Origin of the sequence: Limosilactobacillus gastricus PS3 (assembly GCF_000247775.1) — a bacterium.
GTDB lineage: Bacteria > Bacillota > Bacilli > Lactobacillales > Lactobacillaceae > Limosilactobacillus > Limosilactobacillus gastricus_A.
The window spans coordinates 1-15869 of sequence record NZ_AICN01000002.1; the positions used below are offsets into that span (position 1 = coordinate 1).

At 41.3% G+C, this 15869-nt stretch carries 13 protein-coding genes; all 13 read left to right on the forward strand.

Going from position 1 to position 15869, the window contains the following annotated elements; translation table 11 throughout:
• Nucleotides 1-124: 124 nt before the first annotated feature.
• Nucleotides 125-1345 (forward strand): accessory Sec system protein translocase subunit SecY2, encoded by a 1221-nt coding sequence (secY2, locus tag PS3_RS00055; protein ID WP_040467720.1) that lies wholly within the window; start codon nucleotides 125-127, stop codon nucleotides 1343-1345.
• Between the two features lie 14 nt (nucleotides 1346-1359).
• Nucleotides 1360-2931: an accessory Sec system protein Asp1 gene (asp1, locus tag PS3_RS00060; RefSeq protein ID WP_040467722.1), complete on the forward strand. Its 1572-nt coding sequence runs from the start codon at nucleotides 1360-1362 to the stop codon at nucleotides 2929-2931.
• Nucleotides 2931-4487 carry an accessory Sec system protein Asp2 gene (gene asp2, locus PS3_RS00065; protein ID WP_050950772.1) on the forward strand — a complete coding sequence of 519 codons (1557 nt, stop codon included), beginning with the start codon at nucleotides 2931-2933 and terminating at the stop codon, nucleotides 4485-4487. Before asp1 ends, asp2 begins: the two co-directional genes overlap by 1 nt.
• A gap of 15 nt (nucleotides 4488-4502) precedes the next feature.
• Nucleotides 4503-5120: an accessory Sec system protein Asp3 gene (gene asp3 / locus PS3_RS00070; RefSeq protein ID WP_040467724.1), complete on the forward strand. Its 618-nt coding sequence runs from the start codon at nucleotides 4503-4505 to the stop codon at nucleotides 5118-5120.
• A 12-nt stretch (nucleotides 5121-5132) separates the two neighbouring features.
• Nucleotides 5133-7508, forward strand: coding sequence for an accessory Sec system translocase SecA2 (gene secA2, locus PS3_RS00075; protein ID WP_007121588.1), 2376 nt, complete (start codon nucleotides 5133-5135; stop codon nucleotides 7506-7508).
• Nucleotides 7501-7713 carry a hypothetical protein gene (locus tag PS3_RS00080; RefSeq protein WP_040467725.1) on the forward strand — a complete coding sequence of 71 codons (213 nt, stop codon included), beginning with the start codon at nucleotides 7501-7503 and terminating at the stop codon, nucleotides 7711-7713. Before secA2 ends, PS3_RS00080 begins: the two co-directional genes overlap by 8 nt.
• 12 nt (nucleotides 7714-7725) lie before the next feature.
• Nucleotides 7726-9207 carry an accessory Sec system glycosyltransferase GtfA gene (gene gtfA / locus PS3_RS00085; RefSeq protein WP_040467727.1) on the forward strand — a complete coding sequence of 494 codons (1482 nt, stop codon included), beginning with the start codon at nucleotides 7726-7728 and terminating at the stop codon, nucleotides 9205-9207.
• On the forward strand, nucleotides 9200-10534 hold the full coding sequence (gtfB, locus tag PS3_RS00090; RefSeq protein WP_040467729.1) for an accessory Sec system glycosylation chaperone GtfB: 1335 nt from the start codon (nucleotides 9200-9202) through the stop codon (nucleotides 10532-10534). Before gtfA ends, gtfB begins: the two co-directional genes overlap by 8 nt.
• A gap of 73 nt (nucleotides 10535-10607) precedes the next feature.
• Entirely contained in the window at nucleotides 10608-10937 is a 330-nt protein-coding gene (locus PS3_RS00095) for a hypothetical protein (RefSeq protein WP_040467731.1), read from the forward strand.
• On the forward strand, nucleotides 10921-11688 hold the full coding sequence (locus PS3_RS00100; protein WP_040467733.1) for a hypothetical protein: 768 nt from the start codon (nucleotides 10921-10923) through the stop codon (nucleotides 11686-11688). The genes PS3_RS00095 and PS3_RS00100 overlap by 17 nt, the downstream gene beginning before the upstream one ends.
• 12 nt (nucleotides 11689-11700) lie before the next feature.
• Complete coding sequence (locus tag PS3_RS00105; protein ID WP_040467735.1) at nucleotides 11701-13707, forward strand: SP_1767 family glycosyltransferase; 2007 nt, start codon at nucleotides 11701-11703, stop codon at nucleotides 13705-13707.
• Between the two features lie 91 nt (nucleotides 13708-13798).
• Nucleotides 13799-14494: a 2,3-diphosphoglycerate-dependent phosphoglycerate mutase gene (locus PS3_RS00110; protein WP_007121589.1), complete on the forward strand. Its 696-nt coding sequence runs from the start codon at nucleotides 13799-13801 to the stop codon at nucleotides 14492-14494.
• A gap of 164 nt (nucleotides 14495-14658) precedes the next feature.
• On the forward strand, nucleotides 14659-15675 hold the full coding sequence (locus PS3_RS00115) for a hypothetical protein (RefSeq protein WP_007121590.1): 1017 nt from the start codon (nucleotides 14659-14661) through the stop codon (nucleotides 15673-15675).
• Nucleotides 15676-15869 lie beyond the last annotated feature (194 nt).

The following is a 15869-nucleotide window of genomic DNA, read 5'->3' on the forward strand; positions in this document are numbered from 1 at the left end:
GATTAATTAATGGTGGTTGCTTTTTTATCGTTATAGCTACAATTTAGAGACTAAGACGTGTATTATAAAAGTTAATTATATTATCGGATATATACAAGATATTATTTGAATAGACAGGAGAACGATGGTGTCTTTAGAAATGAATAAGCATCCGTTAATTGAACGAATGTTATGGTCATGTTGGATTTTACTAATTTATATTTTTGGTCAGGAAATACCGTTACCATTGGTAAAATACCAATCACATATTCGTTCAGTTGTTAGCGAACCAATTCGGGCCGTTATTAGCGGATCAGGAATGTCAAACTATTCCATTTTTGCTTTGGGGATTGGGCCGATGATGATCGGTTTGATTGTGGCGGCTTTTGCGATGCAAAGCAAAGTCTTAGGCTTGAATCGGTTACCATCCAAATATAATGACCGGATCCAAATGATCATTACGATTTTAATTGCTTTGGCCCAAGCGTATGTTTCAGTACGAAATTTTAAATTAACTAAGCCCGGCTGGGAAACAGAATGGCAAGTTATTTTGGTAATGGTTGCCGGAGCTATGATGATCATGTGGCTTTGTAATATGAATGCTAAATTAGGCCTAGGTGGACCGATGATGATTATTATGGCCAATGTCATGGTGTCCTTGTTAAGAACCGTTTACAATTCTCGTCGCCTGATTACGGGAGGCCTGGGAACGTGGCTCATCGTCATTATTGGTTTAGTTATCCTTGTAGTTGTGATTATTTCAATAACTCTTTTGATGGACCGAGCAGAATACCGGATCCCGGTGATTCGTTTGGGAATTAATAATCAGTTTGTAGACAAGTCATATTTACCGGTTAAATTATCACCAGCTGGTGGGATGCCGGTAATGTTTGCCATGGCGATCTTATCGCTTCCTCAGTACCTATTTCATTATCTAGCGCAGGCCTATCCACATAATGCAACATTTGCCTGGTGGAATGATAATTTGGTCTTATCCAAGACGGCTGGGGTCACCACTTATATTATTATTCTATTTCTCTTTTCAATTGCCTTTGCTTTAATGAATATGGATCCAGAGCAGTTGGCTGAAGATTATCAAAAATCGGGTGACTATATTCCTGGCTTTCGTCCTGGACGTGTCACAGCTCGCTACCTTCGAGGGGTGATTGTCCGCTTTTCGATCATCGGTGGAATTTTCATTACTCTTATTGCCGGGCTACCATTGATTTTTGCGATTGATCGTCCGCAATACGAAACCTTAATGATGTTCCCCGGCAATGTCATGATGGCAGCCTCGTTTGCTATTCTGATGTTAGATCAAATTGATGTCATTTTGGTCCATGGTAAATACGATTCGATTTTATAGAGTGAGGGAAATTTATGAATTATTTTATTCCATCTTGGTATGGGGATCATCCTCACCAATGGGGGAGTCCTAGCCAAGAATTTCAATGGGGTTATCACGTAATGGAGTTTGATGACACCATTAATCAAGTTCGGATGTTTGAACGATCCCAAATGCCAGCAACGATAGTGACATTAAGTTATTTTCCGAGTTTACGCCACCTTTTTCATCGACAAGATTTGATGCAGGTGGAAAGCTTAAATTTCTTTGATCAAATGCAAGGAATTCCAGATAATTTACCCACCATTGAAATTAACTATCGCGAGTGGGATTGGCCGCTGGATTGCGAATTTGTCCATTCGGGACAAGGAACCTATGTTTACCAAGGGGATCAAAAGTATGCGGTGATTCACTATGGAATTGAAGGCAATATTATTGCGGTTGAAAGATTTCGCGATGGAGAGCTCCAAAAAAATTTAATTTTTGATGATCGCGGATTTTTATCAAGCATTGAATATTATCAACAAGGTCAATTAACTCATCATGATTTTTTGACAGTCAATGGGGCAGTGGCCTTTCGTTTACTAGCTGATCAAACCGTTATGGTAATGTCACCAGATGAATTACCAATGAAAAAGTCGGTGTATCAAAACTTAGAGGCGATGCTCAATGAAGGCTTAGCAGAATTTGCCGCCCATCAATTACAAACCGATGATCTGGTGGTTTTTGCTTCCAACGAGCAACATAATCAAATCGTAATTAATAATTGCTCTAAAGCCAAACTAATCATGTCCTTTTTTGAAAATCGAAATCAAAATATTACGAATGACGAGGTGGCGCAAGCCAGTCAAGCCAATCTATTGGTCGTGAATGCGGATTTTCAAAAAGATCAACTCAATCAATTAGGCCTCGATCGGGTAATCGTCACGCCACCTTTTGATTCACGTTTGAATTTAGGGACCAGCATGCAGGATGAACACTTTAAGATCTTATTGTTGGTCGATCAAATCAATGACCAGGAACTCTATACTAATTTAATTAAAATCTTTCAATTCATGGAGCAAAATGAACTGATTGATCTAATTGTTTGTACGATTCAAGATGATCGTTACGCCATGGTGAAAAGTGCGATTGAACATCTAGTTAAAAGTTATGAATGGGAATACGACTATCAATTTGATGTCAAAGAAGAGGATAGAGGAGAAAATGATCTTGATGATGACGATGACCTGGATGAAGATTTAAAGGTCGAACGGAAACCGGTTCGGTATGTTGATTTTGTGGGGATCTCTTCGGAACCGCACTTGATGGAAGTGATTGATCCAATTCGAGTCGTAATTGATCTTGCCTCGCGGCCCAATAGTTATTTACAAATTGCGGCTATTTCAGCTGGGGTTCCGCAAATTAATACTGTGAAGACTAGTTATGTGGTTAGTGGTAAGAACGGTTTAATTTTAAACGAGGATTTTGATTTAACCGCCGCCCTCCATTTCTATTTAGATGGTCTGAAAAATTGGAATGAGGCGCTGGTATATGCGGTAGAAAAGATTGGTCAATATACGAGTGGCAAAATTGTTAATGATTGGCTAACGAAAGCAGGAGAATAATGGATAATTTTGTATTAATTAGTCACCATGATCAAACCAGCCAAGCCCCAAGTGACGATGAGAACGTACGCTGGTTGTGGGCAGCACCAGGAACGGTTGGTCAACTTGATCGGCGTCTGAAGGCAGAAAATAAAGCAAAAAAAGAATTGCTTTATCGCGGCTTTAATGGGGGAGCCTTACTACTGGCGATACCCACCGATGAAGATTTGGTAATTTTACAGAAAAACCTTGATGCCTATCGGGTATTTGCGATTCCTGAGCTTTTTGAACAAAAGTTAAGCCCAGCCGCCCAATATTTCATTACTAGCAAGTTAGTAACCAAATTAACCGGTAAGAGTGTCGCGGAAATGTTACAGTGGCTAACGGAACGGTTATACGGTGGGCAGACTGGTATCAAGTTATATACGAACGCGATTGAAGTCGCACCGACTTATCACGGCATGATCAACTACCAAGGAGGGACTGGCGTTGAAATCGAAGATGATTTTGGTAACCAGTTTGTACCGATGTTTACCTGGCGTTGGAATATGTATGTGGACCCCCATCGTACCTTGGAATATTGGTCAGAATATGAGAAGGATGCCGGGATTGAAGTCAAACTTGGTATCCGGCAGAATGTTGGTTATGAAGACCATCCGGTTACGGTTTTTAGTGAAGATGAACTAAAACAAAGCGTTAGGATTTCAGGAATTCCAGGACAGAGTCAAATGAGTGCGACCCTATATATTAAAGGTCGCGGGAAAATTAAAGTCGGACCGCTTCACTGTCGTTGGTCACGGTTAGGGTTGGGAGAATTCTTCCCTGGTGGCGAACGGATTGTTGATGCTAACCGTCAAGAGATTGATGTTTACTTTAATCCAGGTGATTTAACGCCGCCCCTAAATATTTATTTTTCGGGGTATCGAATGGCAGAGGGGTTTGAAGGTTTTTATATGATGCGGTCCTTCAAAAAACCATTTATGTTAATCGCCGACCCTCGGGTTGAAGGTGGTGGTTTTTATGTTGGATCGGAAGAATTAGAAGAACGCCTTATTCAAAAAATATACGAAAAACTAGATTGGTTGGGCTTTGATCACTCCCAGATAATTACCTCTGGAATGTCGATGGGAACCTTTGGCGCCATGTATTACGGAGCCCAATTAGGTGCTCATGCCATTATTCTGTCAAAACCGCTCGCTAGTATCGGTAACATTGCCCTTAATGAAGGGCGTCAACGATTTGGTGGTTTTCCAACTTCACTAGATGTCTTACAAGCGAATGGTCCTGATCAGGATCCGCAACATGATGGGATGACCAAAGCGAAGGCGATGAATCAAAAATTTTGGGATGTGATTGATCACGCGGATTTAACCAAGACGCAGTTTGCGGTTGGTTATATGGAGCAAGATGATTATGATACGACGGCGTTTCGAGATTTAATGCGTCATATTAGGCAAAGTCATCAACGCGTTCACGTGATTTCGAAAAGCTATCTCGGACATCACGGAGATATGAGTGCGCAATTAACTAGCTGGTTTAAGCAACAATATCGCACGATTTTAAGGGAAGATTTTTAACCAGGAGGATTAGGTATGCAATCAATTTATTGGGATAATATCAGTAATCTTTTCTGGTCTGGGATTGCTGGGGATCTGCGTTATATTTCCCAAACGGGTTATTTATATTCTGATACGACCTTGGATTCATCAGGGCATGCCTATTGGTTCGGATCAACTATCCGGCGTCTTGCTAAGGATCAATGGTATTTTCGAAATGATTTGTTACCAGCTGGGGAAGTGATTTATAAGTGGGACTTATTATTTGCTTACCCGATTGGGCGAGCCTTTCCTCGGTTGCCATTGTTAACCCCAGGGCATCGCTACCAATTAAGATTACATGCTGATATTGATGATCCGACCACTATCTATCTGCGGATGATTACCTATGATTTTCAGGGTAAACTCATTAAAAATCAGATGATTAATGGGATGGAAGGAGAAGTGACTTATCAGGAAAAAGCTTATAATTATACCTTAGAATTAATCAGTGGTGGCTGTACCGAACTAACCTTTGAGCGGATTGATGTAGTTGATGTTACAGATCTAGCAGAAGATGCTTACCTGTTAACGGATCAATATTGCCAAGCGCAACATCAAGAACTCATCGAACAAGAAGCTAAGCAGCGGTCCATCATTAATCAAGCACTGTAAGGAGGTGGCAAAGTGTCAATTATTGATCGTTTTGAATTATCGCGAATTCGTCGGATTTTAAAACAAGTTAATTCCTATGCAGATCAAATGGCCGCAATGACTGATGGTCAATTAAAGGACCAAACACGAAAGTTTAAAGCGCGATTGGCTAAAGGTGAGACCTTAGATGACCTGTTACCAGAAGCCTTTGCCACCGTTCGAGAAGCTGATAAGCGGCTATTAGGGATGTTTCCTTTTGATGTGCAGGTGATGGGGGCAATTGCGCTTCACCAGGGGGCCGTTGCGGAAATGAAAACCGGTGAGGGGAAGACCTTAACGGCTACTTTGCCGATCTATTTGAATGCCTTATCAGGAGAAGGGGCGATGTTAATTACGCCCAATGAATACTTGGCCCGACGGGATGGCGAAGAAATGGGCGTGGTCTACCAATGGCTTGGCCTCACGGTTGCCGTGGGTTTCCCAAAAACTAGTGATAAAGAATGGAAGCCGGCTCAAAAACGGGCTGTTTACAATAGTGACGTTATTTACACGACCAATGGGACGATTGGTTTTGATTATTTGATCGATAATTTAGCCTCTGACGAGGAACATAAATATATGCGTCCCTTTAATTATGCGATCGTGGATGAGGCGGATGCAGTTTTGCTAGATTCAGCGGTGACGCCTCTAGTTATTTCAGGAGCTCCCCGGGTTTCGTCGACTTTTATCGGGGTTGCGGATGAAATTATCTATACCCTCATTCGTGACGTTGATTACGAAATGGACGAAGAAGAAGACAACGTTTGGCTAACCAATCAAGGGATCGATAAGATCGAAAATTTTATGCAAATTGATGATTTGTTTGATGGTCACCATAAAGATCAGGTTCGCTCCATTGAATTAGCCCTGAAGGCCCATTTTCTCTTTGAAAAAGATGAAGATTACGTCATTAATCAAGACAATGAAGTTTCTCTTATGGATAAGGGGAATGGTCGGGTCATGCAAGGAATGAAGTTGCAAGCGGGTCAGCACCAAGCAATTGAAATGAAGGAACAAGTAGACGTTACTGATGATACGCGAGCAATGGCCACGATTACCTATCAAAACCTCTTTCGGATGTTTAAAAAACTATCGGGGATGACAGGAACTGGGAAAGTGGCTAATCAAGAATTTATTGAATCTTACTTTATGAAGGTAATTCAAATTCCAACTCGCAAACCCGTGATTCGTAAGGACTATCCAGATCAAATTTATACGACCCTTCCTGAAAAATTACAAGCTTCCTTAGAAGAGGTTAAACAAATTCACGCCCTGGGTCGGCCTATCTTATTAGTGACGGCAACCGTAGAGCTTTCGGAAATTTATTCTGAATTATTACTCCGGGAGCACATTCCACATAGTGTGTTGAATGCGCGAAATGCGGCGAAAGAAGCGATGATCATTAAAGAAGCGGGCCAATTAGGGGCAGTGACCGTTGCCACCAATATGGCGGGCCGAGGAACTGATATTAAATTAGGTCCGGGCGTTAAAGAACTTGGTGGTCTGGCGGTAATTGGTACCGAAAAAATGGCTAGTAAGCGGATTGATCAGCAACTACGTGGTCGGGCTGGTCGTCAAGGTGATCCTGGATCTAGTAAATTTTTCATTTCCTTAGAAGACGAGGTTGTGATTAAATATGGTGCCCATTGGGTTCATCGCTATTATGATCGTCATGAAAGTAAGCGGAGCATGAATGCGCCCAAGCGTTTACGTCGCGGGAAATTCCGCCGGGTTATTAACTATGCGCAAGAAGATAGTGATGCCTCGGGAGCTCAACAACGGGCCCAGTCCTTAGAGATGGATGTTAGTTCTCAAATTCAACGGGAGTTAGTTTACCAACAACGGAATGACATTATTTTTGGTGAGGGTCAAGTTGATTTTGATCCCGAACAACTTTTTCGCGATGAATTTAATTTATTTTTTACTGAACACCAGCCGTTGACGATGGATCAATTAGATCGGTATATTTTAGATAACATCACTTATCAGTATTTCGATGCTCCACAGGGAATTGACCTGGCTAATCGCAAGCAGGTTGTCGATTTCTTAATGCAATTAGCTGATGAAGAGATGACTGCTAAAAAGCAAGAATTTGCCACCGAAGAAGAACAAGATCGATTTATTCGGTTATCCTTATTAAAGGCAATTGATGAATGTTGGATTGATGAGGTCGATGGACTAGAACAATTACGCCAAATTGTGGTCGCGCGCCAATTTGCCCAACGGCAACCAACCTTTGAATATCATAAGGAAGCCGAACGAGCTTATCGACAGATGAAAAAGGAAATTCGTCATATGGTCCTCAGATATTTATTGTTAAGCACCATCATAACCGATAAAAAAGGGAAAAAGGATATCTATTATGTCTAAGAGATCAAGCTTAGGAACCCATGATGATGGGGATCCGTTAACGAATGATGCAATGGAGCGTCTCGATAAGGTACGGTATGAATTTAAAGAACCGGATAAAAAGAAAAAGCGACGGCGGATCATTGCTCCTTTCATGTATATTTTGATGATTTTTGTCATGGTGATTGGACTGATTATGTCACTAGTCCAAATTATCTGGAAGTAAAGGGAGAAAGAGATGACGGTTTACAATATTAATCAAGGAATCGGTTGGGCCAGCAGTGGGGTTGAGTACGCACAATTATACCGGAGCCAGGTTTTCCAACGAATTGGCGTTGATGCCAAATTTGTTTTTACGGATTTTATTTCCAACGAAAACATTGAGCATTTTACAGCTCAGATGGGCTTTCAAGATGATCAAGTCATCTGGTTGTATACCTACTTCACCGACTTTAAAACGGCGCCAACCACCTTTACCGTGGACGATTTGTTAAAGGCATTTCGGAAAGCGCCGGTGGAGCAAAAGCAATCCGCGAATACCCAAAAATTTTATTTTAATGATGGAACTTGGGCTACGGCTTATTTTAAGCGGGATTCAGATCAAATTGTTGATCGGGTCGAATATGTATCGGGCAACAATTTGATTCGGAAAGATTTTTATAGTTATGGGCGTTATATGACAGAATACTACGCGCCTAAAGATAATGCAGCGCGTTTGTACCTGCGGCGTTTCTATAATGTTGATGGTTCAATCGCATATGATGAAATTGTCAATCCAGGACAGGCTTCCATGTTTAAATTTAAGGATCAAATCATTGATTCTAAAGCGGAGTTAATTTCCCATTTTATGCGATCTTTACATTTGACGGCTGATGATGTCGTTTTAATTGATCGGGCCACGGGCCAAGCGCAACAAATTTTAGAAAACAAAGGGTCCGCGAAGGTCGGAACAATTGTTCATGCAGATCATTTTAGTGAGCCGAATACCAATGACAATACGATTTTGTGGAACAATTATTATGAATATGAATTCCAACACTATCAAGATATTGATTTTTATGTTACCGCTACGGATGCCCAAAACCAGTTACTGCAAGCGCAATTTGCGAAGTATAACCAAGTTCATCCTAAAATTTATACAATCCCAGTAGGTAATTTACCGGAATTAAAGACGCCGACAGCCAGTGGACGCCGGCCATATAGTTTAGTGACGGCATCTCGGTTAGCATCGGAAAAACATGTTGATTGGATTGCCCGGGCAGTTGCCAAAGCCCATGCTGTCTTCCCTGAAATCACCTTAGACATATATGGGACGGGTGGCGAACAAAGCAATATTCAAAAGGCCATTGACCAAACTAATAGTGGCGATTATGTTTCCTTGAAAGGACACCAGGACATGACGGATCAGTATCGTGATTATGATGTCTACGTGGCTGCCTCCACGAGTGAGGGCTTTGGTTTGACCTTGATGGAAGCCGTTGGCTCTGGGCTAGCTATGGTTGGATTTGATGTTCGCTATGGTAATCAAACCTTCATTGATAATAATCAAAGCGCCCAAGTTTCTATTGACCAACTGGGCGATGCCTTGATCAAACTGTTTCAAGAGCCTAATTTCGATCGTTTCCATGAGCGCTCTTATGAAATTGCAGGTGAATATTTGACGGAACGGATTGGGCAGCGGTGGATACAATTACTAACAGAGGTAAGTGCACATGATTAATCTATTTGACAACTATACGACCGAGAGCCGGGACCTCCATATCGCCATGTTGATGAGTGATCATCGTCAGGAAACGGTGGTCATTAACGATGATGGATATTTGCCAGATGATGTTGTTTCCCCCTTAATGTATTTCTTTAAGCATGCGGGAGCTAAATTTGAAGGTCGTCCCCGCTTCTTTAATCAAATTGACTTACCACGTTTTTGGGAGATTGAAGCCAATGCTCAAGAAGGAAAGGTCATGGATAAAGGGGTTCAACGGGGGCGCATCACATATCATCGCACGGATAATGAACGGCAAGTGAAGACCGTTGAATGGTTCGATCGGCAGGGCAGGACGACGGTAATCGACCGCTATAACCAATGGGGATGGAAATTCGCCATCACCACTTTAGATGCTGACGGTCATTATGCGATGACTACTTACCTTACACCGGATGGCTTTGAAGTCCTAGTTGAGAATCACTTTACAGGGGACATTATTTATAATCACAATCATCAAGGTGATTTCTCGCTTTTTAAAAATCGGACTGAAATGGTGAAGTACTATTTGGAGCATTCCGGATTAGCGGTGGATCGGATCATGTACAATACCCTCGCGGATGGTTTCCAGGTTACCGAAAGTATGGCCCAGTCGACACATGATAATATTTTATTTTGGCAAGAGCCCATTACGGATTCGGTTCCAGGAAATATGACCTATTTATTAACGAAGGCGGAACCGAATACCAAGATTGTCGTTCAACATCGCTCAGCCTATGATCGGCTGATGGAGCTTTTGCCGGCTGATCAGCGCGACCAGGTGACTTATCTTGGCTTCATTTATCCTTTCCGGCGTCAAAATCAACAGCGACCGACGACAGTTACCTTCACCAATTCCGATCAAATGGAACAATTAGAAGCCTTGGTTAAAACCCTGCCACAAGTGACCTTTAATGTGGGAGCTTTAACGGAAATGTCAACGAAACTGTTGAGTTTTGATCAATATGATAATGTCAATTTGTATCCACAAATTTTGCAAACGGATGTGGATCGACTGGTTCAAGAGGCTGATTTATACCTTGATATCAATCATGGGAATGAGATTTTAGATGCTAGTCGGACTGCTTTTGAAAATAATATGCTGATTGCAGGCTTTGACCAAACGGTTCATAACCGTCGTTTTACCTCACCAGAGCATATCTATCAACCGGACCAAGTAGAAGATTTAGTTCACTTGATAAATACGGTCTTAGAGGATGGCAATGCCTTGGAAGATCAATTACAAGCGCAGTGGCGACATGCAGGAGAAGAGACAGTCGCACATTATAAGCAAGTGATCGGATAAGCAGGTTTAACTTTGGTAGTTGTGCATGATCACATTACCCAACTAATTAGTACAGGAACAGTGAGGTAAAGACATGAATTATTGGGTGACGGAGCCAAATGCCTCTTTGGAGAGTGGCTACCCCTATTGGAACGAAGGCGCAAGTGGGAAAGCGCGCTTTGATGTGGCGAACGGTATCAAAGAGGTATTAGATGCTAATAAATTGTATACCTACGTTTACAATTGGCCTGAAGAACCCGAAGACTATTTTGACCGTCGTTTTGATGGCTTGTTAGGCGGGGCGAAACGTGATGATATCTTCTTTATTCAATGGCCGTTAAGCTATACTTCTGATGAGTATGTTCAACACCTTTATAATCGAATTAAAGGTTTAGGGGGGCCGGATTGTGACGGTGATTCATGATCTTGATTCTTGGCGTCACCCCATTAATTTTAATGAACAACGGCTCCAGAAGGTTTTAGCAAACTTAAATCAAAGTGATGGCATCATTGTGCATTCGAAACCAATGCAGGCGCGCCTAGAACAAGACTTTCGAGCCCATGGCCTGGAACATCAACCCTATTTTGTCATTTTAGACTTATTTGGTTTTCAGGCGGTGCGTAATCAGTACGATTGGCAACATCCTTTTAATCGTGAGATTGATTATGCGGGGAATTTGGCTAAAGCCCAGTTCATCAAAGAGCTTTCAACGGATTTGAAATTTAATATTTACGGTCAAACTGATGCGGCAGACTTGTCTGATCAACAACGTCAGAACATTAAATTTCAGGGTAGTTACGATCACGAAGCCATTCCCCAGGTGTTGACTGGTTCGTTTGGCTTGGTTTGGTCATCTGATTCTTATCCGGGAGTGACCGGACTAACTGGCGAATATGAGCAATATAATGCACCACATAAGGCGTCCATGTATTTAGCAGCTGATGAACCACTCATCGTAGCGCGCCAGGCGGCGATTGCCCCCTTTGTTGAAAAACACGGGATTGGCTTAGTTGTAGATGATTTAAGTCAGTTAAAGGAAGCTATTGATCAGCTTTCTGAAGCGGAATATCATGAAATGGCAGAACGAACCCACCGGATTGGGAACCTGATTCGGCAGAATTTCCCAATTAAACGGGCAGTGATCGAAATGGTTGCTAAATTGGAATGGAATTAGCGAGGAAGAACAATGAAACGGCTAGCGATTGCGTTGGTAGGTAATTATGGTTACCTGAATCAAATCTTGACGACCGTTAAATCTGTCTTATGGCATCATCAGGCAGTCGATATTTATATCTTAAATCCAGATATTCCCCAGGAAGTATTTGCCCAGTTGAATCAGCGGATAGCGACCAGTAAGCATCGGGTTCATAATGTTAAAATTGATATGAATGAATTGGCTGGTACAGCAAGTTCTTTTGAACGGATTTTAAACGTGGTATACGCCGAATTCATGATTCCCGATCTTATTGATGAACAAAGGGTTTTATACCTTGATAGTGATGTGATCGTTGATGGGGATTTGACACCCTTATTTGAGATGTTGGAACCAACCGATGTGCTTCTTGCGGCTAAAGAACGTATTTCAGATATTGAACAACAGTTTAACTCTGGCGTGATGTTGATGAATGCGGACCGCTGGCGGCAAGAAAAACTCGGCCAACAATTATTAACCTATGCTCGGGATCACCGTGAAGAGCTGCGTAATGGTGATCAAACGGTGGTCAATGCCGTACTCGGTGATCGGATTCGTGAAATCGAGGCTGGTCAATATAATTATCAAATTGGAGCTGATTATGTCCAGAGTTTGCATCAAGTGCCGTTAGCGGATGTCGATCGTCAACCTGACCATGTGATTTGGCATTTTACGACGGATGATAAGCCCTGGAATGAATTTTCGATGGGACGCGGGCGGCAACTCTGGTGGGACTATGCTAATCTGGAATGGAGTGAGATTATCACCCATCAAAAGCCAGCGCCCAGTATTCCAGAATATCGGCTTAAATGTATGATCTTTACGCAAAGTGGCGTGGTCGATGACTTGGAACGGTTAATTCAGGAATATCCACAAATTAAGTTCACTATTGCGGCATGGACCGATATGTGGTTTGGCTTGACGAGGCTCCAAAATTATCCGAATGTCCACTTGCTGCCGAAATTTATTAGCTATCAATTAAGGGAACAAGCTTTAGCCAATGATGTTTTCTTAGATATTACCCCATCAGGTGAGCAACAAATTATTGATCATTTTAAAATGCTAGATAAACCGATTTTGTCTTATCATGGGTTGGAGAATCATTTTACGACCTATGAGCAATTCTCGGATGCTTTACGCCAACTTGCACATTTACCAAAGGTAGTGCAACCAGCCGGTTTAAATGGCGTTTATCTGCGGGTCAAACCCTTAGAAGCATCTTTAGATTATATCCTTGAGCATCGTTGTTCGGTTGCTCGCTTTGGGGATGGCGAATTTTTGATGATGCGTGGATATTCAATTCCATATCAATATTACGTTCCGGAGTTAGGGAGGCGGTTACGCCGGTTAGCTGGTCGAACTAGTGATAATCAGTTTATGGTTTGCATGCCGGATGTCTTTGAACGTCCAGATCGGTATACCAGCGATATGTGGAATTTTTGGCAAGGCGTCGATTTGGGAGTGGTGAAAGAATGTTGTACGGCTGATTGGTATGGGAGTACCTTTATTTCACGGCCATACATTGATCAAGCTGATAAGTCACGAGCGGGAATTGCTTTTGATAAATTAAAGCGGCTTTGGCAAGATCAAGATGTCTTGATTGTTGAGGGATCAACAACTCGCTCGGGAGTAGGAAATGATTTATTTGCTGGGGCGAAGTCGATTCAGCGAATCATCGCTCCGTCACACCACTGCTTTAATATTTATGATGAGCTACTAGAAAAGGTAAGCGAACAAGCGCAAGACCGGTTAGTTTTATTGATGTTAGGTCCTACGGCAAAAGTGTTAGCCGAAGATTTGGCCCAAGCTGGTTTTTGGGCGATTGATATTGGCCACTTGGATTCTGAGTATGAATGGTATCGGATGGGGGCTCAGACAAAAGTAAAACTAGCTAATAAGCATACGGCAGAATTCAATCTTGACGAAGGCATTGAGTTTGCTGATGATCCAGGATACCGCGCCCAAATTATTGCTGATTTATCTGGTGAAGATCGAGTTTAAATTAGTGGAGATACTTTTAATTTATAGGGAAATGCTATAAAATTAAAAAGATTGTTAACTAGTCTCAAAATTAGAAAGAGGTATTTGATTAATGGCTAAATTAGTTTTAATCCGTCACGGACAAAGTGAATGGAACTTAGCAAACTTATTTACTGGTTGGGAAGACGTAGATTTGAGTGAAAAAGGGGTTGCTCAAGCTAAAGCCGCTGGTAAAGCCATCAAGGAACATGGTTTAGAATTTGACTATGCTTACACTTCTGTTTTGAAGCGGGCTATCAAGACTTTACACTATGCTTTGGAAGAATCTGACCAAATGTGGATCCCAGAATTTAAGACTTGGCGTTTGAACGAACGTCACTATGGGGCTTTGCAAGGTAAGAATAAAGCGGATGCTGCTGAAAAGTATGGTGACGAACAAGTACATATTTGGCGTCGTTCATATGATGTTTTACCACCATTGTTGAGTGCCGATGATGAAGGATCAGCAGCCAAGGATCGTCGTTATGCAAACCTTGACCCTCGGACTATTCCTGGTGGAGAAAACCTCAAGGTTACTTTAGAACGGGTTATTCCTCTTTGGGAAGATGAAATTGCACCAAAATTATTGGACAACAAGAACGTGATTATTGCTGCCCACGGTAACTCATTACGGGCTTTGAGTAAGTATATTGAAAATATTTCAGATGAAGATATCATGAACCTTGAAATGGCAACTGGGGAACCAGTAGTTTATGACTTCGATGAAAAGCTAAATGTCCTTAGCAAGGATAAGTACCCAGTAGACTAAGCATTTTAACTTAATCTTAAAAAACGTGTCCGTGTGGCACGTTTTTTGTATATAAAATGAATTTTGGTAGCAGAATTTGTGGGATGTTCACAAAAACGCTGGTATTCTGCCAAGTCTTTGGTATGATAGTGCTATTGATGGAAAAAACAGAAGAGGAGTAGTCAATGAGTAATTTAAATCACGTTTCAGTAAAGGGCTTTTATGGTCAACTAAAGACTTTATTGAAAAATAAACAATACTGGTCAGCAGTTTGGCCAGCTGCCTTATTCACTATTATTTTTGGCTTGTTATACATCGTCACGGCTGGGATTGGACTGTCGTTTTTAGGAACAGTTTTCACTTTTATTACCCAATATATGATGTACATTATGTATGGCTTGATTTCGCCAATTTACATTTTAATGTACTTAATCCCTAGTATTGTTGGTTTCGTAGCTGCATTTTTTGTGCTATATTGGTACACCTTTATTTTGGTATCATTTATGTATAGTTACCAAGATGTATTACGTGAAGAAAGTGACCATGTCACGGTTGCGACGATCTGGAAACATTTCCGTCACTTACGGAAAAATCAAATTTTACGAATCTCTTTATACCAGCAATTGTTTACTTTCTTATGGATCTTACCATTCGAAATTATTAATTTGATTTGGGGCACTAACGCCTACATTTCTGGTGCCATGAACGTATTAATTCTTTTAGTTGCTTTATGGAAGACCCTTCAATATGCGCAAAGTTACTTTTTATATCGGGAAAAACAACCAGCTTTTGTAGGTCAATCAATGCGGCATGCATTAACAGGTAGTAAACGTTACATGTATGGCTTGAAGTTTAATTACCTTTGGATTGAATTATTATATGGTTGCCTTCCAGTTGCTGTATGGAGTGCGATTTTTGGTGGATTAGCTTATTACGGTGCATATACTGCGACAGATGTTTGGTTATACCTTGGTCTGGCATTAGTGGCCTTAGGAATTTTATTCTACTTACCAACCCTATTAACGATTCCAGCAGTTTATTTTGAAACTTCCAAGAAAACAATCAAGGTGGATACCTTATTTGAGGAAACTTTTACACCAGTAGAAATTTTAGCTGGACAAGCCTTTAAAGAGGATTATCAGGCTCCGAAGAGTGAAAATAAAAAACGTTTTAAGCTATCCTTCAAACGGAAGCAAAAATAAGTGGCAGTCGATTGAATCTAAATAGATTTGATCGACTTTTCTTTTTTGAAAAAAGTTGATATTTATGGTTGACCTCGTTTGGAGTTCTTGGTATATTATATGAGTTGCTTCAAATGATAACTTATTATTTTATAAAGAGTTTGAAAGTTGTTGACAGCAATTTAGCTCCGTGGTATTATAATACAGTTGCTTTT

What these genes read in the sequence shown, in the direction of transcription:
- secY2 (WP_040467720.1), top strand. Translation starts at nt 125, where the DNA reads ATGGTGTCTTTAGAAATGAATAAGCATCCGTTAATTGAACGAATGTTA.
- asp1 (WP_040467722.1), top strand. Translation starts at nt 1,360, where the DNA reads ATGAATTATTTTATTCCATCTTGGTATGGGGATCATCCTCACCAATGG.
- asp2 (WP_050950772.1), top strand. Translation starts at nt 2,931, where the DNA reads ATGGATAATTTTGTATTAATTAGTCACCATGATCAAACCAGCCAAGCC.
- asp3 (WP_040467724.1), top strand. Translation starts at nt 4,503, where the DNA reads ATGCAATCAATTTATTGGGATAATATCAGTAATCTTTTCTGGTCTGGG.
- PS3_RS00080 (WP_040467725.1), top strand. Translation starts at nt 7,501, where the DNA reads ATGTCTAAGAGATCAAGCTTAGGAACCCATGATGATGGGGATCCGTTA.
- gtfA (WP_040467727.1), top strand. Translation starts at nt 7,726, where the DNA reads ATGACGGTTTACAATATTAATCAAGGAATCGGTTGGGCCAGCAGTGGG.
- gtfB (WP_040467729.1), top strand. Translation starts at nt 9,200, where the DNA reads ATGATTAATCTATTTGACAACTATACGACCGAGAGCCGGGACCTCCAT.
- PS3_RS00095 (WP_040467731.1), top strand. Translation starts at nt 10,608, where the DNA reads ATGAATTATTGGGTGACGGAGCCAAATGCCTCTTTGGAGAGTGGCTAC.
- PS3_RS00105 (WP_040467735.1), top strand. Translation starts at nt 11,701, where the DNA reads ATGAAACGGCTAGCGATTGCGTTGGTAGGTAATTATGGTTACCTGAAT.
- PS3_RS00110 (WP_007121589.1), top strand. Translation starts at nt 13,799, where the DNA reads ATGGCTAAATTAGTTTTAATCCGTCACGGACAAAGTGAATGGAACTTA.
- PS3_RS00115 (WP_007121590.1), top strand. Translation starts at nt 14,659, where the DNA reads ATGAGTAATTTAAATCACGTTTCAGTAAAGGGCTTTTATGGTCAACTA.